Genomic DNA, 24,237 nt, shown 5'->3' on the forward strand with positions numbered 1-24,237 from the left:
GTACAGGCTCCGGCTCGGACTCGGACTCGGACTCGGACTCGGGCTCGTGCTCGTGCTCCGGCTCATGCTCCGGCTCATGCGTCGCTCCCCAGGAACGCCGCCTGCCCCCGTACGGTCGGATGCTGGAACAGATCGGTGGCGCGCAGCTCGCGCGGCGTCAGCTCGTTCAACTGCTCCCAAAGGAGGAGGAGCAGCAGCGAGTTGCCGCCGGCGTCGAAGAAGCCGACGTCCAGGGGTATCTCGGCCTCGTCGTGGCCCAGGGTGTCGGCCCAGGCCGCCCGCACCGGGCCGATCAGCCCGTCCGCGTCGCTCACGTCTCGTCCTCCTGTCGCCGGTCTTGCAGACGATGCGCACCCTGACGGCCGTCGCCGATCAGTGCGGAGATCCTGGTCTCCGGAGCCGCGGTCACCGCGGCGAGCAGCCTCTCGTACCGCCGGGCGGCCCGTGCGACGGTCGCGCCGTCGAAGAGGTCGCGGTCGTACTCCCAGATGAACTCGACCGCCTGCGTCACCGCCCCGCCCCGCTGCCCGATCGTCTGCTCGGCCCGGGGGATCGCGATGACGTTGAGGTCGAACTTGGCGCTGCCGTTGCTGACGCCGGGCGTGACCTCGACCTCCAGGCCGGGGATCCGCACGGCGCGCGACGGCGAGTCGTGGAACGCGAACAGCACCTCGCACAGCGGCTGTCGGCCCCGCACCCGGGGCGGCCGCAGCGCCGCCACCACCCGGTCGAAGGGCAGCTCCTGGTGCTCCAGGGCGCCGAAGGACGTCCTCCGCACCCGGCCGAGCAGCTCGCGGAACGACGGGTCGCCGCGCAGATCGGCCCGCAGGGCGACGGTGTTGACGAGCATGCCGAACATGCCGTCGACCTCGGGCCGGGTGCGGGCCGCCATCCCCGTGGCGACGCAGAAGTCGTCCTGCCCCGACCAACCGGCGAGCAGCACCTCGAACGCGGCGAGCATCACCGAGAACAGCGGCACGCGCTCGCGTGCGGCGAGCGCCCGCACCGCGTCCGCCAGTTCGGCGGGCACCGTGAAGCGCGGCGCGTCACCGGTGAAGCGGCGCGCGGGTGTTCTGGGACGGTCGGTGGCCAGATCGAGGAAGTACGGTACGCCGTCGAGCTGGTCGCGCCAGTACGTGAGTTGGGCGTCGGCGTCCGGGCCGTCCAGCCAGGAGCGCTGCCAGACCGCGAAGTCGGCGAACTGGACGGCCGGTTCGGGAAGCGGAGACGGCTCGCCCACCGCGTACGCCCGGTACAGCTCGCACAGTTCGTCGACGAAGAGGTTGAATGCCCAGCCGTCGTGGACGAGATGGTGTTCCAGATGCAGCAGGACGTGCCGGTCGTCGGCGGTCCGCAGTAGACGCCAGTGCACCAGCGGCAGCCGGTCCACCGGGATCTCCGCGGCCACCGCCCGCCGGACGACCTCCGCCTCCGTGGGCGCTCCGGCCCCGCGCAGGTCCTCCACCGGCAGCTCGACCCGGTACGGCGGGTGCACCACCTGGACCGGGCCGTCCGGCCCGTCGGCGAAGGTCGTGCGGTAGACCTCGTGCCGCCGCACGACCTCGGTGAGGGCGGCGGCCAGCGGCCCGGCGTCGAGCGCGCCGGTGAACTCGATCTTCGCCTGGAACTGGTAGGCGAGCATGCCCGGGTGCAACTGCTGCATGAACCAGAGCCGTTCCTGCGCGCTCGACAGCGGCAGGGGCACGCTTCCGTCGCGCGGCACCGGACGGATCGCCGCGGCGTCGTTCATCCTCGCTCCTCGGTGGGGGCGGACGGTTCGTGGGTCAGAGCCGTCCAGTCGACGTCCGCGCCCGCCGCCCACAGGCGTCCGGTCGCGGTGAGCAGCAGTTCCCACTCGGTACGGGTCTCCAGGCGGCCCGGCAGGGTCGGGACGACCGACGCGAGCGCGTCGGCGGGGCGGTCCGGGTGGCCGAGGGCGAGGCGGCCGAGCGCCTGACCGGGGCCGAGCTCGACGAGCAGCGGGCGGGGGAGCCGCCAGATCTCGGCCAGCTCGTCCGAGAAGCGGAGCGTGCGGGACAGCTGGCGGGCCCAGTGGGCCGGGCTCGTCGCCTCCTCGTCGCGCAGCCAGGTCCCGGTCACGTTCGACAGCAGCGGGATCGCGGGCGGGGCGAGCGGCACACCGGCGAGCAGCTCCTCCAGCGGGCCGGTCAGCGGCTCCGTCATGGTCGAGTGGTACGCGTGCGCCGTCGCGAGCCCCCGGCAGGCCAGCCCCGCCCCGGTCAGCCGCCGCTCGGCCTCCTCGACCGCCTCGACCGGGCCCGAAAGCACCGTCTGCTCGGGGCCGTTGAGCGCGGCCAGCGACAGTGGGCCGGGAAGCAGCCCGTCCAGCGGGCCGTCCATCGGGCCCTCCATCAGCCCGTCCAGCGGGCCGTGCAGCGCCTCCGGTCCGGCCGCGACCGCGAGCATCGCGCCGGGCGGCAGCCCGTCCACGAGCCGCGCCCGGCCGGTGACGAGCCGCAGGGCGTCCTCGACCGGGAACACCCCGGCGACGCACGCGGCCGTGTACTCGCCGACGCTGTACCCCGCGAGCGCGGCCGGGGCGGCGCCGAGCGCCGTCAGGGCGCGGGCCAGGGAGTACTGGAGCGCGAACAGCAGCGGCTGCGCCACCACCGTGCGGTGGATCTCCTCGGGCGCCATGGGCCGGTCGAAGACCTCCTCCCGGCGGCCGGTGCCCTCGGGGCCGCCGGGCGGGAAGAGGACGCCGCGCAGGTCCACGCCGTGCTCCTCCGCCAGCAGCCGGAAGCAGCGGTCGAGCTCCTCCCGGAATGCCGGCAGACACCGGTACAGACCGGCGCCGAGCCCCGGGTACTGGTCGCCGACCCCGGAGAACAGGAACACCCGGGAGGCGCTGTCGCTGGAGCCGCCGGTGAATACCCGTCGGGCATCCCGTCTCCTCAGCCAACGCGCCGCCCTCTCCGCCGAGTGCGCCACGACGGCCCGTCTCGCCGCCCCTGGCTCCGCCGGGGAGACGGGCGGGGCGGGCAGCGCCGGCAACCGCGCGAAGCCCTCCTCGCCGAGCGCTTCGAGGTGGCGGACGAGGTCGTCCGTGGCCCGTTCGAGCAGTTCCACGGTCGGCGCCGACAGGGTCAGGAGGCGCGGAGGCGCGGCCTCGGATTTCGGTACGAGGACGGGTGCGGGCTCGCGTACGGTCACGGCGCCACCGCCGCCCGTACGCTGTCCGGCCAGTTCCGCGGGTCCAGGCCGTGCCGGCACAGGAACGCGTAGGCGAAGCGTTCGAGACCGAACCCGGCGCACCCGGTGAAGACCGGCTCGCCGCCCTCGCCGTCGATCCCGAAGGACCGGCCGAAGAACTGCTCGTGATAGTTGAACGAGCCGACGGCGACGTCGCGTTCGGCGTCCAGCGGCAGCCGGAGCTCGTACTTCAGCTCAAGGAGCCGCTGCGACCAGGCGCGCGCCGCGGTCGTGTCGTTGAGGAAGAACGGATCGCCCGCCACCTCGCACCGCCCGCCCAGACCGAGCGCCTCCACCAGCTCGTACGCCCGCTCCATGAGCCGTCGCCGCGCGCCGAGCACGAAGTCCGGGGTCCCGAGGAAGACGGTCTCGCGGATCGTGAAGTCCCACAGGCGCTCCAGGGACCGCCGGTAGCGGGACTCGTTGCGGAAGGACTTGCCCCGCGCGGTCACCACCAGCGAGGTCTCCGGCAGCGGGGCGTCGGCGAACTGGTGGTAGGTGTGGAAGCACATGGTGGGCGGCAGGCAGTGGTCGAAGCCGCCGCTGTGCGCGGTGAGCGCCGTCCGCAGGTCGCCGCCGCCCGCGAGGTCGTCGAGGAAGCCGCGGTAGCTGTCGACGTCGCCGTGCAGCCGCGAGACGGACATCACCATCTGCGGGAAGGACTCGAAGTAGCCGGTACGGCGCAGCGCGTCGGCGGTGATCAGCGTCGGATAGCGGAACTCGCGGGCGTCGAACTCCTCGACCACCAGCGCCCGCAGGAGCGAGTCCAGGTGGTCCATCAGCGACAGCACGGGCTCACCGACGCCGATCTGCCCCTCCCCGGCCTCCACGGCGGCACCCCGGGCGACCAGCTCGTCGTACACGTCCGCCACCGGCCCGGTCCCGGCGGCGCGCCACACCGCCCTGGGCTCCACGACCCGCTGGTCGAGCAGGTCGTTCGCCGCCATGAGGTTGAGCTTGCGGGAGAGCGCAGCCGCCATGTCCTCGTCGGTATCGACATCGACGTTCACGTCGACGTCCACGCCCGTGATCTTGTCGTCCGTGAGGACGAGCGAGAAGCACGTGATCGCGTCCGAGACGAAGTACACCCGCTGGGCCAGCTCCTGGGCGAGTTCGGCGGGCAGCGCCGGTTCCAGCGGAAGCCTCAGCCTCGTGCTCCGTGAGGTCACCGCGTCTCACCTCCCGGCGTCGGCGTGCTCGACAACGCCCCGTGCACGCCGGTGAGTTCGGCGAGGATGCCGCGCTGCACCGAGTTCGCTCCGGCGTAGATCAGGCCGCCGAGCGCGTCGCGCAGCTCGCGCTCGATCCCGTACTCCTCCAAGTAGCCGCGGGCGCCGTGCAGTTCGATGGCGGCCCTGGCCGTGTCGACGAGTCCCTCGCTGATGAAGATCTTCGCCATGGTGGCCTCCTGGAGGGCGAGCCGCCCCTCCCGCTTCAGCCAGCCCACGCGGTAGAGCAGCATCTTCGCCAGTTCGAGCCGGATCTTCATGTCGGCGATCGGCTGCGACACCGCCTGGAGGGAGCCGAGCGTCCGGCCGAACTGGCGGCGGGTGTTGGCGTGCCGGACGGACGCCTCCAGGAGCCGTTCCATGGCGCCCACCTTGGAGGCGAACATGAAGGACCGCTCCCACTCGATGGTGGAGGTGAAGAGCGGGTAGCCGGCGCCCTCGCGGCCGAGGAGGTTCGCCGCGGGCACCGGCGTACCGTCGAACTCGACGACGCCCATCGGGGTCGTCCGCAGCCCCATCTTCGGCAGCTCGCGCTTCTTGATCACACCAGGCATGTCGGCGGTCACCAGGAACGCCGACAACTGCCCCTGTCTGCCTGCCGCGTCCGCCCCCGCACCCGTCCGGGCGAGCGTGACGAAGACGTCCGCCACCGGCCCGTTGCTGATGAAGCACTTCGTACCGCTCAGCCGATACCCGTCACCGTCACCGTCACGTACCGCCGTGGTGGTCATGCCGAGGATGTCGGAGCCCGCCTCCGGCTCCGACAGCGCGTGCGCGCCGACCAGAGAGCCGTCACACAGGCCGGGCAGGAAGCGCCGCTTCTGCTCCTCCGTGCCGTGCAGCAGCAGGTAGATCACGCAGCCCCAGAGGTGGTTGTCGACCGCGAACACCAGGCCGTTGTCGGGGCAGGCGTACCCCAGCGCCTCCAGGGCCATGACGGTGGTCAGCGGGTCGAGACCGCGTCCGCCGTACTCCTCCGGCACCGGCCACCCCAGCACGCCGAACTCGGCGCAGCGCCGCCAGTCCTCGCGCGGGAAGCGGGCGCCGCGGTCGGCCTCGGCGGCGTCACGGCCGAGCTCCGCCCGGGCGAACGCGATGACCTCCCGGCGCAGCGCGAGCTGCTCGGGGGTGGGTTCGACGATCACGCACCGCCTCCGACGGGGGCCGTCTTGCGCTCCACGAACGCGGCGATGGCGTCGATCGACCGGAAGTTGGTGAAGGCGAGGTCCTCGCCCGCGACCTGGAGGCCGTAGGTCCGCTCGACCCACATCACCACCTGCACGGCGAAGAGCGAGTTCACCAGCCCGGCGGCGAACACGTCCTCGTCGTCCTCCACCTCCACGCCGTGCAGGTGCCCGCCGAGGAACTCCCGGATCAGCACCTTGTTCTCGTCGGCCACAGCGTCAGCCACCGCGTCACTCTCCCGGTTCGTCAGGACTGGTAGGACTGGTCAGGACTCGTAGGACTGGTAGGACTCGTACGCATGGAAGCCCCGTCCCGTCTTGCGCCCGTGCAGACCGGCGTCGACCAGCCGGGTCAGGAGGGGGCAGGGGCGGTACTTGGGGTCGCCGAACTCGGCGTACAGCACCTTCAGGGACAGCAGGACGGTGTCCAGGCCGATGAGGTCCGCGGTCTCCAGCGGTCCCATCGGGTGCCCGAAGCACTCCTTGAAGAGGCGGTCGACGTCCGCCGCGGTGGAGACGCCCTCGTGGAGCAGGAAGACCGCCTCGTTGAGGGTGAGCATCGCGACGCGGTTGGTCACGAAGCCCGAGGAGTCCTCCACCAGGACGTGCCCCTTGCCGACGCCGTCGAGCAGGGCGCGGGTGCGGGCGATGGTCTCGTCCGAGGTGTGGTGGCCGCGGATCAGCTCGACGGTCGGTTTGAGGTGCGCCGGGTTCATGAAGTGCGTGCCGATGACGCGCGCCGGCCGGCCGGTGAGGGACGCGACCCGGGTGATCGGGATCGCGGACGTGTTCACGCCGAAGGGGACCTCGGGGCGGCAGACGGCGTCCAGCTCGGCGTACAGCGGCCGCTTGACCTCCCAGTCCTCGGTGACGTTCTCGACGAGGAAGTCCACCCGGTGCAGCCGCTTGGGGTCCAGGGTGAACTCGATCCGCCCGGTCACCTCCTCCGGATCCCGGACGGGCGCCCCCGGGCGGACCAGCGGGGCGAGGCGTACGTTCCCGGCGATCTCGTTCCGCGCGGACGCCAGGGCGCGCTCCTCCACGTCCACCAGCACGACCTCGTGCCCGTGCTCCGCGAACAGTTGCGCCACCCCGCGCCCCATGGTTCCGGCACCCACCACGCCTATGCGGTCCACCCGCGGTCTCCCTTCTTCTTCGTCGTCGTCGGTACGGATTCCCGCAGGGTGTCCAGGAGTGCGTCCCGCCCCTCGCGTGAGCGGAAGGGGAAGTGGCCCCCGGGCAGGAGCCGCAGGTCCGTCCCCGCGCGCGTGTGCGCCGCCCAGCCGTCCCGCCACGGCGCCCACGGTTCCTCGCTCCCGGCGAGGACGGTGACCGGGCAGTCCAGCGGCTCGGCCTCCCGGGGGCGGTAGCGGTCGAGCAGGGCGTAGTCGGCCCGGAAGGCCACGAGCGCGTGCTCCCGCAGGTCGGCGTCCTCCCGCAGATGGGCCAGGGGCTCGCCGGTGCCCCGCTCGATCGCGTCGAGCAGCTCGCCGTCCGACAGCCCGTGCACCGGCCGCGCGGCGGCGGGCAGGGGCGGCGCCGGGCAGGAGGACACGAACAGCCGCCCCGGCGTCTCCCGTCCCCTGGCGCGCAGCTCCCTCGCCGCCTCGAAGGCCACCAGGGCGCCGAGGCTGTGCCCGAAGAACGCGAACGGCCGGTCCCGCCCGAAGTCGACGGCGGACACCAGGGCGTCCACCAGCTCCTCCATCCGCGTGTACGGGGGCTCCGCCCGGCGCGTGGTCCGGCCGGGCAGGTGCACGCCCCAGACCTGGATCCCGGGCAGGCCGTCGGACCAGCGGACGTACTCGCCGGGCAGCCCGCCCGCGTGCGGGAAGCAGTAGAGGGACGCGACGGCGTCCGGCCGGCGGTGCCGCCGGACCGTCCACCCCGTCATGGCGTACGGCCCTGAGCCAGCCGCGCGTCGATCAGCGCGGCGAACTCCTGGGCGGTCGGCGCCGCGAGCAGCTCCTTGGGAGCGAGCTCCACCGGCCACGTCTCGCGCACCCTGGCCACGAGCCGGGTCGCGATGAGGGAGTCCCCGCCGAGGTCGAAGAAGCTCTCGTCCGGCTCGACCTCGGGCAGATCGAGGATCTCGGCGAAGAGCTTCGCGATCAGGTCGTAGGTGGGAGTGCCGAGGGGGGTGGCGACGGGCGTCGGGGCCGGGGAAGGGGAAGGGGTGGTCGTAGGGGTGGGCGGCGCCACGGTGAAGAGCCGCCGCTCGAAGGGGTACGTGGGCAGCGCCACGCGCCGAGGCCGCCGCCCCGCCCCCCGGTGCAGCGCCTCCCAGTCGACGGCGGCGCCGTCCAGCCAGAGCCGGCCCGCCTCGGCGGGATCGTCCTGCGGCGCCGGCCCGGGGGCCCGGAGGGACGGCTGCACCGCACCGGGCGCGGTGAGCAGCCGGTCCGGCTCCTCCCCGTTCAGGACCCGTACGGCGTCCGCGGCGTCCGTCACGAGCGCGACCCGCCGGTACGGATGCTCCCGCCGCCCGGTCTGGAGCGTCCAGGCCACATCGGCGAGCGGCGCCCCCGGCTCCCGCCCCAGCCGCTCCGCGAGCCGCGCGGTGACGGCCTCCAGGGCGTCCGGAGTCCTGGCCGACAGCGGCAGCACGTACGACCCGCCGACGAAGCTCGGCGGGGACCCCGGCTCGCCCTCCTCCTTCTCCTCCTCCGGCGGCTGTTCGAGCACGACGTGCGCGTTGGTCCCGCCGACGCTGAAGGAACTCACCCCGGCGCGACGCGGCATGCCGTCCGGCCGCCACTCCTCCGCGCGCGTGACCACCCGGAACGGGCCCGCCTCGAAGTCGATCTCCGGATTGGGCCGCGTGAAGTGCAGGCTGGGCGGGATGACGCCGTGCTTCAGCGCCAGGACGGTCTTGATCAGACCGGCCACACCGGCCGCCGCGTCCGTGTGCCCGATGTTGGTCTTCACCGAGCCGATCCCGCACCGGTGACCGGGGTCGGGGTCGGGGTCGGGGTCGAGGTCGGGGCCGGGGTCGGGGTCGTACGGGTCCCGGCGGAACGCCTCGCCGAGCGCGGCGATCTCGACCGGGTCGCCGAGGCGGGTGCCGGTGCCGTGGGTCTCCACGTACGTGCAGGTCCGCGCCGCCACGCCCGCCACGCGCTGCGCCCGCTCGATGACGGCGGCCTGGCCCGCGATGCCCGGGGCGGTGAAGCCCATGCGCTGGGAGCCGTCGTTGTTGACGGCGGACCCGAGGATCACGGCGTCGATGCGGTCGCCGTCCGCGACCGCCTCCGCGAAACGTTTCAGCACCACGATGCCGACGCCGTCGCCGCCGACCAGGCCGCGGGCCTCGGCGTCGAAGGCCCGCAGCACGCCGTCGGGTGCCTGGATCCCCACCTCGTCGGGTCCGCCCGGCCCGGTGGGGAACCGCACGGTGACGCCGCCGGCCAGGGCGAGGTCACAGTCGCCGGTCAGCAGCCCCTGGACCGCGAGGTGCACGGCGAGGAGCGAGGTGGCGCAGGCGGCCTGGACCGTCACCGTCGGCCCGCGCAGGCCGAGCCGGTGGGCGACCCGGGCGCACAGGAAGTCGGCGCCGTTCGCGACCCGCACCTCCCAGTCGGACACCGAGGGCAGCGACGCGCGGTTCGCCCGGAGGGCCTGGGCGTACGCGTTCTCTCCGCTGCCCGCGTACACGCCGACGGCTCCGGTCTGCCGCTGCGGGTCAAGGCCGGCGTCCTCGAACGCGGCCACGGCGCACTCCAGGAACACCCGGTGCTGGGGGTTGATCAGTACGGCCTCGCGCGGCGAGATCCCGAAGTACCCCGCGTCGAACTCCTCGGGCGCGTCCAGCAGCCCCCGCGCGGCGACCCCGTCGGGACCGGTGACGCGGGTGATCGAGTCCGTCCCGTCGAGCAGGTTCCGCCAGAACGCGTCGGGGCCGTCCGCACCGGGAAATCGGCAGCTCAATCCCACGACGGCGACACGCCTGTCCACCGCTGCCACGACGCCCCCCGTTTCCGTTCCGTGATCAACGGGCGGTCACGCTACTCCCACCCGCAGGAGGAAGAGAAGAGAGCGTGTTTTCCCCACCACGGCCGGATCTTTTCCCCTCGTTTAATCGGTGGTGCCGGGGGTCGGGGAGGGCTATGGTTCTGGTCGTCCGCTCTTCAGGGAGCGGTGTGCGTCGGTACGTCGAGAAGAAGCAGGAGGTGAGGACATTGATGACTGTCACGGTGACGGGCTCTGCCCGCATTCAGGAGTTCATCGTTCCCACCCCTGTGGTCTCCGGCTGACACACACTCGACTTCCGCGCGCTCGGAGCGCGCCGCCGGGGCCACCCTTCGAAGGGTCCCCCTTGTCTTTCCCGCGTTCTTCCTTCTCTTCCTCCATCTCCACCTCCCTCGACGCCCACGGCTGGGACTCCGGCTGGGCCGAGAGCTTCGCTCCGTACGCCGCTCAGGGGCTCGTCCCTGGGCGGGTGATCCGTGTCGACCGCGGGCAGTGTGACGTCGCCACCGCTGACGGGGTCGTACGGGCCGACACCGCGTTCGTGACCCCCCACGACCCGCTGCGGGTCGTCTGCACCGGTGACTGGGCCGCCGTCGACCCGGAGGGCGCCGCCGATCCCCGGTACGTACGGGCCTGCCTGCCGCGGCGGACCGCGTTCGCACGGTCGACCTCGTCCAAGCGGTCCGAGGGGCAGATCCTCGCGGCCAACGTCGACCACGCCGTCATCACCGTCTCGCTCGCCGTCGAGCTGGACCTCGGGCGCATCGAGCGCTTCCTCGCCCTCGCGTGGGAGTCCGGCGCGCAGCCGACCGTCGTCCTGTCCAAAGCCGACCTGGTCGGCGACCCGGTCGTCCTCTCGCACCTCGTCGAGGACGTGCGGGGCGTGGCGCCCGGCGTCGAGGTGCTGCCGCTCAGCTCGGCGACGCGGGAGGGGATCGACGTCCTCGCCGCGCTCGTCTCCGGCGGCACCACCGTCCTGCTCGGCGTCTCCGGCGCCGGCAAGTCCACCCTCGCCAACGCCCTCGTCGGCGAGGACGTCATGAGCGTGCAGGCGGCCCGTGACGTCGACGGCAAGGGCCGGCACACCACGACCACCCGCAACCTCTTCGTGCTGCCCGGCGGCGGAGTCCTCATCGACACCCCCGGCCTGCGCGGCGTCGGACTGTGGGACGCGGAGGCCGGCGTCGGCCAGACCTTCGCGGAGATCGAGGAACTGGCCGCAGACTGCCGCTTCCAGGACTGCTCCCACGAGTCCGAGCCCGGCTGCGCGGTGGCGGCCGCCCTCGACGAGGGCACCCTCTCGGTCCGCCGCCTGGAGAGCTACCGCAAGCTCCTCCGCGAGAACCAGCGCCTCGTAGCCAAGACCGACGCCCGCCTCCGCAACGAGATCCGCAAAGACTGGAAGCGCAAAGGCGCCGAAGGCCGCGCCGCGATGACCTTCAAACGCGAGGGCCGGCTGAGGTAGCGACAACCCGGCAGTGCCCGGCCACCGCCCTGTCCGAATCCCGCGAGTGTGCGGCGGCACACCGTCGCACACTGGAGGCATGACGGACGACGAGGGGGACACCCTCTATCAGGCGGTGAGCAGTAGGGACGCGCGGTTTGACGGGGAGTTCTTCTTTGCCGTGCGGACGACCGGGATCTACTGCCGGCCCAGCTGCCCCGCCGTCACGCCCAAGCGGCGCAACGTGGCCTTCTTTCCGACGGCCGCCGCCGCTCAGGGGCACGGGTTCCGGGCCTGTCGGCGGTGCCGGCCGGACGCGGTGCCGGGGTCTGCCGAGTGGAACGTTCGGGCGGATGTCGTCGGGCGGGCCGTGCGGATGATCGGCGATGGTGTCGTGGACCGCGAGGGTGTCCCCGGGCTCGCCGTGCGCCTCGGTTACAGCACGCGCCAGGTCCAGCGCCAGCTCACCGCCGAGCTGGGCGCGGGGCCGGTGGCGCTCGCCCGCGCCCAGCGGGCCCACACCGCTCGCGTGCTGCTCCAGACCACCGCGCTGCCGGTCACGGAGATCGCCTTCGCGGCCGGTTTCAGCAGTGTCCGCCAGTTCAACGACACCATCCGGGCCGTCTACGCCCGCACCCCGACCGAGCTGCGTGCCGAGACCACCGGCGCGCCCGCCCCCACCCCCGCCCCCGGCGTGCCGCTGCGGCTCGCGTACCGGGGGCCGTACGCCGCCGCCGAGGTGTTCGACCTGCTGGCCGCCGAGGCGCTGCCGGGGGTCGAGGAGGTCACCGGGCCGCCCGGTACCCGCACCTACCGGCGCGCGCTGCGGCTGCCGTACGGACCCGGGGTCGTCGCCGTCGACGAACGGGCGCCCGGACGGTGGCTGGAGGCCCGGCTGCACCTCGCCGAGCTGCGCGACCTCACCACCGCCGTGCACCGGCTGCGCCGGCTCCTGGACCTCGACGCCGACCCGTACGCGGTCGCCGAGCGCCTCGGCGCCGATCCCCGGCTCGCCGCCTCCGTCGCCGCCCGGCCGGGCCTGCGCTCGCCGGGCGCCGCCGACCCGGAGGAGTACGCCCTTCGGACCGTCCTCGGGCCCGGGGAGTCCGCCCGCGTCCTCGCCGAGCTCGGCACGCCCCTGGACATCCCGGACGGCACCCTCCGCGCGCTCTTCCCCACCGCCGGGCAGCTCACCGGGCACCCCGTCGCCGGGCCGCTCGCCCGCGCCCTCGCCGACGGCGCCCTCCGCCTCGACCCGGGCGCCGACCGCGAGGAGGCGGCCCGCGCCCTCGGAGCCGTACCCGGGATCGGCGCGCCGGCCGCCGCCCTGATCCGGATCCGCTCCCTCGCCGACCCGGACGTGCCGTCCCCGGACGGCCCGGACGTGCCGGAGTGGGCGCCCTGGAGGTCGTACGCCCAGCGCCACCAGGAGAGGGCCGAAAGCGCCGCGGGCGGCCTCATCCCAGGATGACCGCGCCCGCCCACGCCCCCACGATCAGCAGACAGGCGAAGAGCTCGACCAGCACGCTCGTCCCGGCCGCCCGCATGATCGCGCGGGTGGCGGCGCGCGCCTGCCCGTGGCCGCCGAGGCGGCGCCGCTCGGAGAGGTAGATTCCGCCGACGAAACCGGGGACCGCGCCCAGCACCGGGACGAGGACGAAGCCGAGGAGGGCGCCGGCGCCCGCCCAGCCGATCGTCCGGCGGGTCAGACCCACGCCACGGAACCGGCGCGGCGGCAGCTGCCACACCACCACCTGGGTGAGCAGCAGCAGGGCGGTCGAGGAGACCAGCAGGATCCACGCGAGGCCGCTCTGCTCGTGCAGCGACCACCAGAGCACGGCGGCCCACACCAGCCAACTGCCCGGTACGCCGGGTGCCAGGACCCCGAACAGCCCGAGCAGCATGACCGCCGCCACCATCAGGAGCTGCCACACACCCACCCGCCCAGCGTCCCCCAGGCGCGGCGTTCCCGCAGGTCGCGGAAGCCGTTCGAGCGGACGCCCAGCCCCCCGGCCCAGCCCCCCGGCCCAGCCCCCCGACCCCCCTACCGGGCCACCCACCCCTTCTCGTACGCGTGCCACCCCAGCTGGAGTCTCGTCGTCACCGCCGCCAGCTCCATCAGGCCCTTCACCCGGCGCTGGACGGTGCGCAGCCCCAGGTCGAGCTGCTTGGCGACGCTCGCGTCGGTCATGCCGGCGAGGAGGAGGGAGAGGATCTCCAGGTCGGTGGTGTCGGGGCCGGGGGCCTCCTCCTCGCTGATCTGGGCGCCCGCGCCGAGCCGCAGCGGCAGCGCCTCCCGCCACACCGCCTCGAAGAGGCCCATCAGGGACTCCAGGAGGCCGCTCGCGTGGACGACGAGCGCGGCGGGCTCGGCGCCCCGGCCGGTGAGCGGGACCATCGCGAGGCTGCGGTCGGCGATCACCAGCTTGGTCGGCACCCGGTCGACGACCCGGATCTGCTCCTCGCGGCCCAGCGCCGCCGACAGTTCGAGCAGCCCGGAGGGGAGGGTGAGGACCTCGCGCTCGACGACCACGCGGTAGCCGACGCCCCGCCCGGCGGCCAGCTCCTCCGCGTCGTTCTCCAGGCCGGAGACGGCGATCGGCTTGCCGGTGACCAGCGCGCAGACCTCCTCGGCCGCGCCGAGCTGGAGCTGGAGGAAGCGGTGGGTGACGGCACTCGCGCCGGTGACGACCTCGACCAGGTCGTGGACGGCCGGCTCGGTGGCCTCCGCCCGGTACTCCTCCGCGAGCAGCGCCGCCGCCAGCTCCGCCTGCTCCAGCTCGTGCCGCTGCTGGGTGAGCAGCGCGCCGAGCGCGACCGCGGGCGGCGCCGCCACCCAGCGGCCGGTGCGCGCCGAGGACTGGGCGGCGAGGCCCTGCGCCTCCAGGCGGCGCAGCGCCCGTTCGGTGTCCCGCTCGGGCAGCGTGAGCCGGTGCGCCAGGTCGGTGACCTCCGCCGCGCCGAGCGCGATCAGCGCCCGGTACGCGGACTCCTGCCGCTCGTCCAGTCCTATCGCACCCAGCATCGGTTCCCGCCCCTCGCCCTGTCCCCGGCGGACCGCGCGGGATGTTCCGCGCATGTTCTCCGGAGGCATTCGTTCCGTTGGTGACCTGGCGGGAATCGGCCACGGCGTATTCCCGCCGCGCCCATCATCCCTGTGCCGCCCTCACCTCTGCCAATGTGGCGCCACCGCAGCACCAACCGCCTCCGGATACAGGTGACTTGCGCCTGTTGTCCGGAATCTGATGGGGAGAGCGATGCGCCCGATTTCGCGTACGGCCCTGGGGGCGGCGACCGCCGCCGTCCTGGCCGTCACCGCGGCCCTGCCGTCCGTCGCGGCCCAGCCGCCGGCCGGCGGCTCCGCCGAACGCCCGCCGGTCGGCAGCGAGGCCCAGGCCCGCGCCGGGGAGCAGCCCGCCACGGTGACCCTGGTCACCGGCGATCGCGTTCTGGTCAGCAGGGACGAGCGGGGCAACCCCGCCGCGACCGTGCTGCCGCGCGAGGACGGCACCGTACCGCTGGTCCAGACCCGCCGCTCCGGCCAGGACCTGTACGTGTACCCCGAGGGCGCCACCGCCGCGCTCGCCGCCGACCTGGTCGACGAGGAGCTGTTCAACGTCACAGGGCTGGTCCGCCAGGGCTACGACGACGCCTCCACCAGCACCCTGCCGCTGATCGCCGTCTACGGCTCCGAGCTCGGCCGCTCGGCCTCCGCCGCCCCGCGCGGCGCCCGCCGCGGCCAGGTCCTCAAGACCATCGGCGGCGTCGCCCTCGCGGCCGACAAGAAGCAGGCCGCCACCTTCTGGGCCGAGGTCTCCGCCCCCACCGCCCGCGCCTTCTCCGCCGGGCTCGACAAGCTGTGGCTGGACCGCAAGGTCGAGGCCACCCTGGAGCGGTCGACCCGGCAGGTGCGCGCCCCCGAGGCGTGGGCCGCCGGCTACGACGGCACCGGCACCAAGGTCGCCGTCCTCGACACCGGCGCCGACGCCGAACACCCCGACCTCAAGGGCCGGATCGTCGCCTCGGAGAACTTCACCGACTCCGACAGCGCCGGCGACCGCCAGGGACACGGCACCCACGTCCTCTCCACCGTCGGCGGCTCCGGCGCCGCGGACGCCGGCAAGAAGAAGGGCGTCGCCCCCGGCGCCCAGCTGCTCAACGGCAAGGTCCTCAACGACTCCGGCTCCGGCGCCACTTCGTGGATCATCGCGGGCATGGAGTGGGCCGTCGCCCAGGGCGCCGACGTCGTCTCCATGAGCCTCGGCAACCCCGCCGAGACCGACTGCGACGACCCGATGAGCGCCGCCGCCGAGCAACTCGCCCAGAACGAGGGCACGCTGTTCGTCGTCGCCGCGGGCAACGCCGGGCCGACGCTCAACTCCGTCTCCTCGCCCGGCTGCGCGCCCAGCGTCCTCACCGTCGGCGCCACCGACCGCGACGACTCCACCGCGTGGTTCTCCAGCCGCAGCCCCGTCGCCAACGAGGCGCACACCCTCAAGCCGGAGATCGCGGCCCCCGGCGTCGGCATCTCCGCGGCCGCCGCGGGCGGCCGGGGCGTCTACGCCTACCGGGCGATGTCCGGTACGTCGATGGCCACCCCGCACGTCGCGGGCGCCGCCGCGATCCTGAAGCAGCGTCATCCCGACTGGACCGCCCAGCAGTTGAAGGCGGCCCTCGTCTCCTCCGCCGAGACCGACATCCCCGGCGACGTCCGGGAGACCGGCGGCGGCCGGCTCGACGTCAAGGCCGCCATCGACCAGACGGTCCTCTCGGCCCCGGCCGTCCAGGGCGGCACCTTCCACTGGCCGCAGGACAAGAGCGACCGCACCACGGTCACCGTCCCGTACACCAACACCTCCGGCACCCCGGTCACCCTCGACCTCGCCGTCGAGAAGGTCACCGGCAACGACGGCTCCAAGGTCCGCTCCTCCGTCGCCCGCCTCGGCCAACGCAAGGTCACCGTCCCCGCCGGCGCGACCGTCGAGGTCCCGCTCGGCATCGACCCCACCGCCCGCCTGGAGCGCGCGCAGTACGGCGACGTCACGGGCAGGGTCGTCGCCACCACGCGCGGCGGCGTCCACGTCTCCACCCCCTTCTCGCTCTACGTCGAGCCCGAGACGGTCACCCTCCGCGTCAAGCTGATCGACCGCCAGGGCGCCCCGGCCGGCGGCCCGTCCTCGCTCGACGTCATCGGCACCGACACCTCCACCGGCGAGCGCCGCTTCAACGAGGGCGCCACCGACCAGGTCTTCCGGGTGCGCCCCGGCAGCTACTTCCTCACCTCCTTCATCACCACCCCCGACGCCGGTGAGGGCGCCACGCTGAACGACTCGCTCAGCTACCTGGCCCGCCCGCAGCTGGAGGTCCGCAAGGACACCACCGTCGTCCTCGACGCCCGCCGGGCCCACAAGCTGTCGGTCCGCACCGACCAGCCCTCCGAGGTCCGCGGCGCCACCCTCGCCTTCTCCCGCTCCTGGGACGAGGTCTGGACCCACGGCGGCACCGCGACCGGCCCCCGCACCCTGCGCGGCTACTACGCCTCCGTCGACGGCGGCGCCCGGGACGGCGACTTCGAATTCGGCTCCTACTGGCGCGCCGCCGCCCCGCAGATCACCTCGCTGCGGACGACCGACGGCCTGACCCTGCACCCGGTCACCGGATCCACGGCCTCCGACAACCTCGACGGCACCGGCTCCGCCCGCCTCGTCGACGCCGGAACCGGCACCCCGGCGGAGCTGACGGCGGCGGGCGTCCAGGGCCGCCTCGCCCTGGTCCGCCTCCCCGACACCTCGGCCAACGTGGCCACCCTGACCCGCAACGCCAAGGCCGCCGGCGCCCTCGGCGTCGTCACGTACCGCAACGCCCCGGGCCGCTGGTACCCGACCGGCGCCTTCACCGGATTCGGCCTGCCGGCCCTCGGCATCCCGACGGACGAGGCCACCGCGCTCCTCGGCAGGCTCGCCGCCGGCGAGGTGACCCTCTCCTGGAAGGCCACCGCCCGGTCCCCGTACGTCTACAACCTCGGCTTCCCCGAGTCCGGCGAGGTCGACGACGACCGGACCTACCGGGTCCGCGACGCCCGCCTCGCCCGCACCGAGTCGCGCTACGGCTCCGCCGGCATCGCCGCCGACTTCATCGACTTCTCGGTGGCCCACCGCCCGGACGGCAGCACGATCTCCTTCAGCGGCCTGGAGACCGTCCCGGCCCCCGGCACCCGCACCGAGTTCCACACCCCCGGCGACACCGCCTGGCAGCAGTACGTCGGCAGCGGCTTCCCCTTCGGCGAGCTGATGATCGGCGACCGGCACACCCCGACCGCCGGCGAGAAGCGCACCGAGAACTGGTACGAGGGCGTGCTCGCCCCGACCGCCCCGCGCGACGCCACCGGAGCGCCGGGCCTCGTCGCCGAGCGCCAGGGCAACCTGATCGGCTTCGCCGCCGCCATGTGGGGCGACGGCCGCCACCACGCCGAGCCCGGCTCCTTCGGTGACATCGGCAGCCTGAGCCTGAGCCGCGACGGCGAGCTCCTCGCCCGCACCGGCTGGCCCTACGGAGTCTTCGAGGTGCCCGCCGAGGCAGGCACGTACGAGCTCGAACAGAACACCCGGAAGATCGGCAGCAAGGTGTGGGCGCGCTCCACCGCCGTCACCTCGGTGTGGAAATTCACCTCCCGGCTCGACGAGACGGTCTATTCTCAGGGCATCCCGATTCTCTTCCCCCGGTACGACCTGCCGGCGGACGGACTCAAGACCCTCGCCGCCACCGACGGCCAGCGGATCCGCCTCGGGGTGACCGGGCACGCGGGCTATCAGGCCGGCGCTCTCACCTCGGCCAAGCTCTCGTACTCCTACGACGGGGGCACCACCTGGACCCCGGCGCAGGTCGCCGAGGCGGGCGGCGAGTGGGTCGCGACCGTGAACCACGCGGGCGCGACGGGTAAGCCGGTCACCCTGAAGACCGAACTGACGGACGCCCACGGCGCCTCCGTCACCCAGACCGTGGTCCGCGCTTACGACGTGCGCTGACCACGCCGGTCCGCCGGACGTCCTTCCCGTGGGGGGTGGGGCCGTCCGGCGGACCACCCATTCGCAGCAACGGTTTTTCTCGTGTCCCGTTTTCCCGGGCCGCCCGCGGTGGACAATAAGGGCATGACTCAGCAGGGGGACAACTGGTGGGACGCGCTCTACGACGAAGCGGCGGAGGACATCGCCCCGACGTCCTCGGGTGACACCCTCGACGCCCGCTTCGACTCCGCCACCCGCGCCACCGCACCCGGGACGCCGGCACCCGGGACCACCGCACCCGGGACCATCGCCCCGCCGCCGGAACCCCCGGCGCGCCCCGTGGCCCCGCCCCCTCCGGCCCGCCCCGCCGCCCCGCCCGTCCCGTCCGCGCCTCCCGCCCCTCCCGCGCCCGCGGTACTGGGCCCCGCCCCGTGGGAAGCGCCCGTCAGCGGCCCCCGCACCTTCCCGGCACCGCCTCCGCCCGTCGCGCCGCCCGAGCCGGAACCCGTACCGGAACCGGAACCCGAACCCGCACCGGAGCCGAGGCCCATGCCCGGGGGGCACGAGCCGACGCTCCAGGTGCCGATGCCCACGCCCGTGCCCCGGCCCCGCACCGGCTTCCTCGGCAGCCGGCCGCCGACGTACGAGGCCGAGCCCACCGCCCTGCCCACCGCCCGGCCCGGCGAACTCGGCGACCTGGTCGCCGACACCGTCCTCGACGGCGCCCGCTACGGCACCGCCACCCTGCGCGCCGCCTCCGTGCGCGGCGACTCCGCCCGCTACCGGGGCGAACCCCGCAGGGACGCCCTCCTCACCGCCCGCTTCGGGCACGACGAGACCGCCCTCGTCCTGGTCGCCGTCGCGGCCGGCTCCCGCGCCGCCGACGACGCCCACCTCGCCGCCTCCGACGTCTGCCGCTGGATCGGCGAGGCCGTCGGCCGCAGCCACGCCCGGCTCTCCGAGGACATCCGCTCCGGCCGCCGAGGCGACCTCAAGTCGGGTCTCCAGCGGCTCACCGACCGCACCTACGGGCGGCTCAGGGCCCGCGCCACCGAGCGGGGCGCCGCGCCCGACGCGTACACCGCGACCCTGCGCTGCCTGCTCATCCCCGCCGACCCCGACTGCCGCACCCGGGTCTTCTTCGGCATCGGCGGCGGCGGGCTCTTCCGGCTCCGCGACGGCGCCTGGCAGGACATCGAGCCGCTGCTGCCCGACCCCGCGTCGGTCACCGGCGCGCCCGTCGTCGGCTTCGGCTCGACACCGCCGGGCGGGATTCCGGAGGTCACCGAGGAGGGCGACCGGTTCACCATGGACCTCGGCATCACCACCGCCCCCGGTCCGCTCATCGAGGAGCCCGTCCCGCCGCCCGCCGAACCCTTCCGCTTCCGCGCCTCGGTGGCCCGGCCCGGCGACACCCTCCTCCTCGCCTCGCCCGGCCTCGCCGAGCCGATGCGCGGCGAGCCCGCCCTCGCCCGCGAACTGGCCGCCCGCTGGGGCGGCGCCGAACCGCCCGGCCTCGCCGCCTTCCTCGCCGACACCCAGCTGAGGGTGACCGGGTACGCCGATGACCGTACGGGCGCGGCCGTCTGGGAGGCGTGAGCGGCCGGGCCGTGTGTTGATGGACCCATGGCCAAACAGAACGTAGCCGAACAGTTCGTCGACATCCTCGTCCGCGCCGGCGTGCGGCGCCTGTACGGCGTGGTCGGCGACAGCCTGAACCCGGTCGTCGACGCCATCCGGCGCAACCCCGCCATCGACTGGATCCAGGTGCGCCACGAGGAGACCGCCGCCTTCGCCGCGGGCGCCGAGGCCCAGATCACCGGCAGCCTCGCCGCCTGCGCCGGCTCCTGCGGGCCCGGCAACCTCCACCTCATCAACGGCCTGTACGACGCCCACCGCTCGATGGCCCCCGTCCTCGCCCTCGCCTCCCACATCCCGTCCAGCGAGATCGGGCTCGGCTACTTCCAGGAGACCCACCCCGACCAGCTGTTCCGCGAGTGCAGCCACTACAGCGAGATGATCTCCAACCCGAAGCAGATGCCCCGGCTGCTGCACACCGCCGTCCAGCACGCCGTCGGCCGCCGCGGCGTCTCGGTGGTCGCGCTCCCCGGCGACATCGCCGACCAGCCCGCCCCCGAGAAGGCCGCCGGCAGCGCGCTCGTCACCGAGCGCCCCACCGTCCGCCCCGGCGACACCGAGATCGACGCCCTGGTCCGGATGATCGACGCCGCCGAACGGGTGACGCTCTTCTGCGGCAGCGGCACCGCGGGCGCCCACCCCGAGGTGATGCAGTTCGCCGAGCGCCTCAAGGCCCCCGTCGGACACGCCCTGCGGGGCAAGGAGTGGATCCAGTACGACAACCCCTTCGACGTCGGCATGAGCGGACTGCTCGGCTACGGCGCCGCCTACGAGGCCACCCACGAGTGCGATCTGCTGATCCTGCTCGGCACCGACTTCCCGTACAACGCCTTCCTCCCCGACGACGTCCGGATCGTGCAGGTCGACGTCCGCCCCGAACACCTCGGCCGCCGCTCCCGGCTCGACCTCGCCGTCTGGGGCGACGTCCGCGAGACCCTGCGCTGCGTCACGCCCCGGATCCGGGCCCGCACCGACCGCCGCTTCCTCGACAAGATGCTGAAGAAGCACGCCGACGCCCTGGAGGGCGTGGTCAAGGCGTACACCCGCAAGGTCGAGAAGCACACTCCGATCCACCCCGAGTACGTCGCCTCCGTCCTCGACGAACTCGCCGACGACGACGCCGTGTTCACCGTCGACACCGGCATGTGCAACGTCTGGGCGGCCCGCTACCTCACCCCCAACGGGCGCCGCAGGATCATCGGCTCCTTCAGCCACGGCTCCATGGCCAACGCCCTGCCGCAGGCCATCGGCGCCCAGTTCACCGACCGCGGCCGGCAGGTCGTCTCGCTCTCCGGCGACGGCGGCTTCACCATGCTCATGGGCGACTTCCTCACCCTCGTCCAGTACGAACTCCCGGTGAAGATCGTGCTGTTCAACAACTCCTCGCTCGGCATGGTCGAACTGGAGATGCTGGTCGCCGGGCTTCCCTCGTACGGCACGGCCAACCGGAACCCCGACTTCGCGGCCGTCGCCCGTGCCGCCGGCGCCTACGGGGTCCGCGTCGAGAAGCCCAAACACCTGGCCGGCGCCCTCAAGGACGCCTTCCGGCACAAGGGCCCCGCCCTCGTCGACATCGTCACCGACCCCAACGCCCTCTCCATCCCCCCGAAGATCAGCGCCGAGATGGTCACCGGCTTCGCGCTCTCCGCGAGCAAGATCGTCCTGGACGGGGGAGTGGGCCGGATGCTCCAGATGGCCCGATCCAACCTGCGCAACGTCCCGCGCCCCTGAGGACCCCGGGGGCGGCGCATGCGGACCGGCTCGCGGGGCAGGCTTTCCCGTGAGCCTGTTCGATGCGACGACCGTGTGGGTGGGGGCTATGGCCGGGAAGGCACGACAGCCGACTCAACTGCTCAGAAAGGTGGGGGGAGAGGACCTGACCGCGGTGCCCGAGGTGCGCCACGCGTTACGCGAACTCCTCGGCGCCTGGGGCGAACCGGGCGCCGGTGACGTCGCCGAACTGCTCACCAGCGAACTGGTCACCAACGCGCTGGTCCACACCGGGCACGGCGCGGTCGTCACCGCCACCGTCGACCCCGCGCAACTCCGGGTCGAGGTCCGCGACTTCGAATCCGGCCTCACCGGTCCGCTCGTACCGCCCGCCGACGACGGTACGAGCGGCCGGGGGCTCTTCCTGGTGAGGGAACTCGCGGACTCCTGGGGCGTCGAGGAGCGCGCCACGGGCAAGGTCGTCTGGTTCGAACTGAACGGCGGGGCCGCCTGAGGGGCGGCCCCGCCGTGGGGTGGTGACGCGGTCCCGCTAGCCGAGCATCCGCTCCATCTCGGAGAGCTTCGCCTCCAGGGAGTCGAGCCGGGGCAGTGCCTGGGTGTCGTCCTCGGCGATGAGGTCCACCGTCCGCGACTCACTGCCCCTGACGGCTTGCAGGGAGGGCCGGGGCCTGAGCGGCAGTTGTCCCGGGTCCGCTATGGCGGGTTCCGCGACGGCGGCGGAGACCGCCGGTGTCGCGGAACCCGGCCCGGACCCGGGGGCCTGGCCCCCGCCGGTCCCGGGGGCGGCGGTCAGCGCCGCCACCTCCACCTGACGCCCGCCGCCCCGGCCGAAGGCCCGGTGCTGACGGTTGAGCGCCTTGATCTGAGCCCGGTCGAGCTTGGCCTGCTCGCGCCGGCGGATCCGGTTCTGCTCCTTCTCGCGCCGGTCCTCCCGCACCTCGTCCACGGCCTCGTCCAGGGTCCGTACGCCTTCCAGGAGCATCAGCGACCAGGCGGCGAAGGTCTCCCGCGGAGCCCGTATCCAGCGCACGATCCGGATCTGCGGCAGCGGCCGGGGGACGAGCCCCTGCTCCCGCAGCGCGGCCCGGCGGGTCTGCTTCAGCGCCCGGTCGAAGAGGACCGCCGCCGACAGGGACATCCCCGCGAAGAACTGCGGGGCCCCGTCGTGGCCCAGGCCGCGCGGCGCGTGCACCCAGTTGAACCAGGCCGCCGCACCCGCGAAGAGCCAGACCAGGAGGCGGGAGCCGAGGGCCGCGTCGCCGTGGCTGGCCTCGCGGACGGCGAGCACCGAGCAGAACATGGCGGCGCCGTCGAGGCCGAACGGGACCAGGTACTCCCAGCCGCCGGTCAGATTGAGGTTCTGCCGGCCGAAGCCGACGAGCCCGTGGAAGGAGAGCGCCGCCGCGACAGCGGCGCAGCAGAACAGCAGTCCGTACGAGGCGAATCCGTAGATGGCCTCCTTGCGTCTGCGACGCTCCTCGCTGCGTTCCCAGGAGTCCTCGGCCGCGGCCTGGTCACCGGCGCGCTTCCCGCGCGCGAGCACCGCCACCGCCGTCACGACCCCGGCCACCATCACGCCGCCCGGAAGCAGCCAGTCCAGCGATATGTCGGTCAGTCTCATGCGGTGTCCCTCGCATCGCAGTAGGGCGTTTGGCCGCCCATACTGTCCGACCGACCGGCGGGCACAGGGGGGTTTCGGGGCAAGAGCACGCCAACGGGGGCTCAGGGCATACGAATAGGTACCTTCTGCTCGAACGACCGGCCGTGGAGCCGGAGTTGCGTTCGATTCACGTCACTCGTGAGGGGGGTGTGAGTCGCCTGGGACGCCGGGGGGGCTCAGGCGGTCGCGGCGAGCCGCCGGACCCGCTCGGCGTCACAGGTGCGCGGGCAGGTGATGCAGGTGTCCTCGGGGCGCAGGGTGTAGAAGAAGCAGCAGGTGGCCCGGTCCCGGGTGGCGGTCGGGGTGCCGTCCGCCGCCTCGGCCCCGGGCAGCGGGCGGAAGCCGGCCCCGCCCGCGTACGGCTTCTCCGGCCTGCCGGTGCTCCCCGGCAGCAGCGACTCCAGCTCGGCCATGGCCCGCGGCTCCTCGCCGAGCAGGGCGCCGATGTACCAGAGGCTCTCGACGATCTCGTCCGTCACCATGCCCCACAGGGCCCGCCGGCCCCGCCGCATCCGCGGGCCGAAGCCCTCCAGGAGGGCCTCGAAGTGCTCGGCGAGCGAGGCGCGGACCTCCGCGCGCAGGGCGTCCTCGTCGGCGACCACCCGGGCGCCGGGCAGCGAGGCGGCGGGGTCGTCCGGCAGGCAGGCGAACTCCTCGACGCTGACCGCCATGCGGCCCAGGGCCCGCTGGAAGGAGACGGCCCCGACGGGGAGGCGGGGGACCCGGCGGTGCAGGAACCAGGGGACGGTGACCAGGAGGCAGGCGGGCCAGCCGTAGCGGTGCAGCCCGAAGCTGGCGACGACGTCGGGGCGGGCCTGCTGCCCGTAGTCGCGGAGCACCTGCGCGTTGTCCCAGGCGAGGAAGGCGTCCAGGGCGGCGCCGCCGGCCGCGAGCTCCTCGGCGCGGACCCAGCCGGCGTCGCGGGGCAGCCGTTCGTCCCCGGCCGTCTCCTCTATCCGCAGGCCGGAGAAGACCTCGGCGAGCCGGGCGTACGAGGCCGCGACGGGCGAGGCGAGGGGGGAGGGCAGCACAGCGTGGACGGTCATGCGGACCACCGAATCGCGATCGTTAGCAGGTTAGCCTTACCTTACCCGAAACGGCATCGCGTCTCACCACCGACCGGCCCGCTCCCGCCCGCGCCTCGTGGGCGCGGTCCCGCGGAACG

19 protein-coding genes are annotated in these 24,237 nt (G+C 73.9%); 6 read left to right on the top strand and 13 right to left on the bottom strand.

What is annotated here, in order from left to right:
- Positions 1–74: 74 nt before the first annotated feature.
- The 9 genes from ACFXMG_RS19505 to ACFXMG_RS19545 are packed head-to-tail and all read right to left on the bottom strand — an operon-like array spanning position 75 to position 9,589.
- Positions 75–314 (bottom strand): acyl carrier protein, encoded by a 240-nt coding sequence (locus ACFXMG_RS19505; protein WP_383821296.1) that lies wholly within the window; start codon positions 312–314, stop codon positions 75–77.
- Entirely contained in the window at positions 311–1,750 is a 1,440-nt protein-coding gene (locus ACFXMG_RS19510; protein ID WP_383821298.1) for a condensation domain-containing protein, read from the bottom strand. Before ACFXMG_RS19510 ends, ACFXMG_RS19505 begins: the two co-directional genes overlap by 4 nt.
- Positions 1,747–3,174, bottom strand: a complete 1,428-nt coding sequence (locus ACFXMG_RS19515; protein WP_383821301.1) for an acyltransferase domain-containing protein — start codon at positions 3,172–3,174, stop codon at positions 1,747–1,749. The genes ACFXMG_RS19510 and ACFXMG_RS19515 overlap by 4 nt, the downstream gene beginning before the upstream one ends.
- Positions 3,171–4,382, bottom strand: a complete 1,212-nt coding sequence (locus tag ACFXMG_RS19520; RefSeq protein ID WP_383821303.1) for a hypothetical protein — start codon at positions 4,380–4,382, stop codon at positions 3,171–3,173. The genes ACFXMG_RS19515 and ACFXMG_RS19520 overlap by 4 nt, the downstream gene beginning before the upstream one ends.
- Complete coding sequence (locus ACFXMG_RS19525) at positions 4,379–5,587, bottom strand: acyl-CoA dehydrogenase family protein (RefSeq protein WP_383821304.1); 1,209 nt, start codon at positions 5,585–5,587, stop codon at positions 4,379–4,381. The genes ACFXMG_RS19520 and ACFXMG_RS19525 overlap by 4 nt, the downstream gene beginning before the upstream one ends.
- The gene (locus tag ACFXMG_RS19530) at positions 5,584–5,853 is read right to left on the bottom strand and encodes a phosphopantetheine-binding protein (RefSeq protein ID WP_383821307.1); all 270 of its coding nucleotides are present in this window, start codon (positions 5,851–5,853) and stop codon (positions 5,584–5,586) included. Before ACFXMG_RS19530 ends, ACFXMG_RS19525 begins: the two co-directional genes overlap by 4 nt.
- A gap of 39 nt (positions 5,854–5,892) precedes the next feature.
- A complete protein-coding gene (locus ACFXMG_RS19535; protein WP_383821309.1) occupies positions 5,893–6,762 on the bottom strand; it encodes a 3-hydroxyacyl-CoA dehydrogenase family protein in 870 nt (289 codons plus the stop codon).
- Positions 6,750–7,520: a thioesterase II family protein gene (locus ACFXMG_RS19540; protein WP_383821312.1), complete on the bottom strand. Its 771-nt coding sequence runs from the start codon at positions 7,518–7,520 to the stop codon at positions 6,750–6,752. Before ACFXMG_RS19540 ends, ACFXMG_RS19535 begins: the two co-directional genes overlap by 13 nt.
- Positions 7,517–9,589, bottom strand: coding sequence for a beta-ketoacyl synthase N-terminal-like domain-containing protein (locus tag ACFXMG_RS19545; RefSeq protein ID WP_383821315.1), 2,073 nt, complete (start codon positions 9,587–9,589; stop codon positions 7,517–7,519). Before ACFXMG_RS19545 ends, ACFXMG_RS19540 begins: the two co-directional genes overlap by 4 nt.
- 352 nt (positions 9,590–9,941) lie before the next feature.
- Between ACFXMG_RS19545 and rsgA the strand changes: the two genes are divergently transcribed.
- Complete coding sequence (gene rsgA / locus ACFXMG_RS19550; RefSeq protein ID WP_383821317.1) at positions 9,942–11,060, top strand: ribosome small subunit-dependent GTPase A; 1,119 nt, start codon at positions 9,942–9,944, stop codon at positions 11,058–11,060.
- A gap of 79 nt (positions 11,061–11,139) precedes the next feature.
- On the top strand, positions 11,140–12,510 hold the full coding sequence (locus tag ACFXMG_RS19555) for a DNA-3-methyladenine glycosylase 2 family protein (RefSeq protein WP_383821320.1): 1,371 nt from the start codon (positions 11,140–11,142) through the stop codon (positions 12,508–12,510).
- On the opposite strand, the gene ACFXMG_RS19560 is transcribed toward ACFXMG_RS19555, so the two are convergent.
- Both ACFXMG_RS19560 and ACFXMG_RS19565 read right to left on the bottom strand, forming a co-directional pair.
- Complete coding sequence (locus tag ACFXMG_RS19560; RefSeq protein ID WP_383821322.1) at positions 12,497–12,979, bottom strand: DUF456 domain-containing protein; 483 nt, start codon at positions 12,977–12,979, stop codon at positions 12,497–12,499. The two genes, ACFXMG_RS19555 and ACFXMG_RS19560, sit on opposite strands and share 14 nt — an antisense overlap.
- A gap of 104 nt (positions 12,980–13,083) precedes the next feature.
- Positions 13,084–14,064, bottom strand: a complete 981-nt coding sequence (locus ACFXMG_RS19565; protein ID WP_383821325.1) for a helix-turn-helix domain-containing protein — start codon at positions 14,062–14,064, stop codon at positions 13,084–13,086.
- A 232-nt stretch (positions 14,065–14,296) separates the two neighbouring features.
- Between ACFXMG_RS19565 and ACFXMG_RS19570 the strand changes: the two genes are divergently transcribed.
- The 4 genes from ACFXMG_RS19570 to ACFXMG_RS19585 all read left to right on the top strand — a co-directional run bounded on the left by ACFXMG_RS19570 (position 14,297) and on the right by ACFXMG_RS19585 (position 21,905).
- Positions 14,297–18,064, top strand: coding sequence for a S8 family serine peptidase (locus tag ACFXMG_RS19570; RefSeq protein WP_383821327.1), 3,768 nt, complete (start codon positions 14,297–14,299; stop codon positions 18,062–18,064).
- 123 nt (positions 18,065–18,187) lie between these two features.
- On the top strand, positions 18,188–19,642 hold the full coding sequence (locus tag ACFXMG_RS19575) for a protein phosphatase 2C domain-containing protein (protein ID WP_383821330.1): 1,455 nt from the start codon (positions 18,188–18,190) through the stop codon (positions 19,640–19,642).
- Positions 19,643–19,669: 27 nt separating this feature from the next.
- Positions 19,670–21,412: a pyruvate dehydrogenase gene (locus ACFXMG_RS19580; RefSeq protein WP_383821332.1), complete on the top strand. Its 1,743-nt coding sequence runs from the start codon at positions 19,670–19,672 to the stop codon at positions 21,410–21,412.
- Positions 21,413–21,566: 154 nt separating this feature from the next.
- Entirely contained in the window at positions 21,567–21,905 is a 339-nt protein-coding gene (locus ACFXMG_RS19585; protein WP_383821335.1) for an ATP-binding protein, read from the top strand.
- Positions 21,906–21,941: 36 nt separating this feature from the next.
- Here ACFXMG_RS19585 and ACFXMG_RS19590 read toward each other — a convergent pair whose 3' ends face one another.
- Positions 21,942–23,033: a DUF2637 domain-containing protein gene (locus ACFXMG_RS19590; protein WP_383821337.1), complete on the bottom strand. Its 1,092-nt coding sequence runs from the start codon at positions 23,031–23,033 to the stop codon at positions 21,942–21,944.
- A 215-nt stretch (positions 23,034–23,248) separates the two neighbouring features.
- The gene (locus ACFXMG_RS19595) at positions 23,249–24,118 is read right to left on the bottom strand and encodes a (2Fe-2S)-binding protein (protein ID WP_383821339.1); all 870 of its coding nucleotides are present in this window, start codon (positions 24,116–24,118) and stop codon (positions 23,249–23,251) included.
- Between the last annotated feature and the right edge of the window lie 119 nt (positions 24,119–24,237).

Origin of the sequence: Streptomyces sp. NPDC059201 (genome assembly GCF_042754585.1) — a bacterium.
GTDB lineage: Bacteria > Actinomycetota > Actinomycetes > Streptomycetales > Streptomycetaceae > Streptomyces.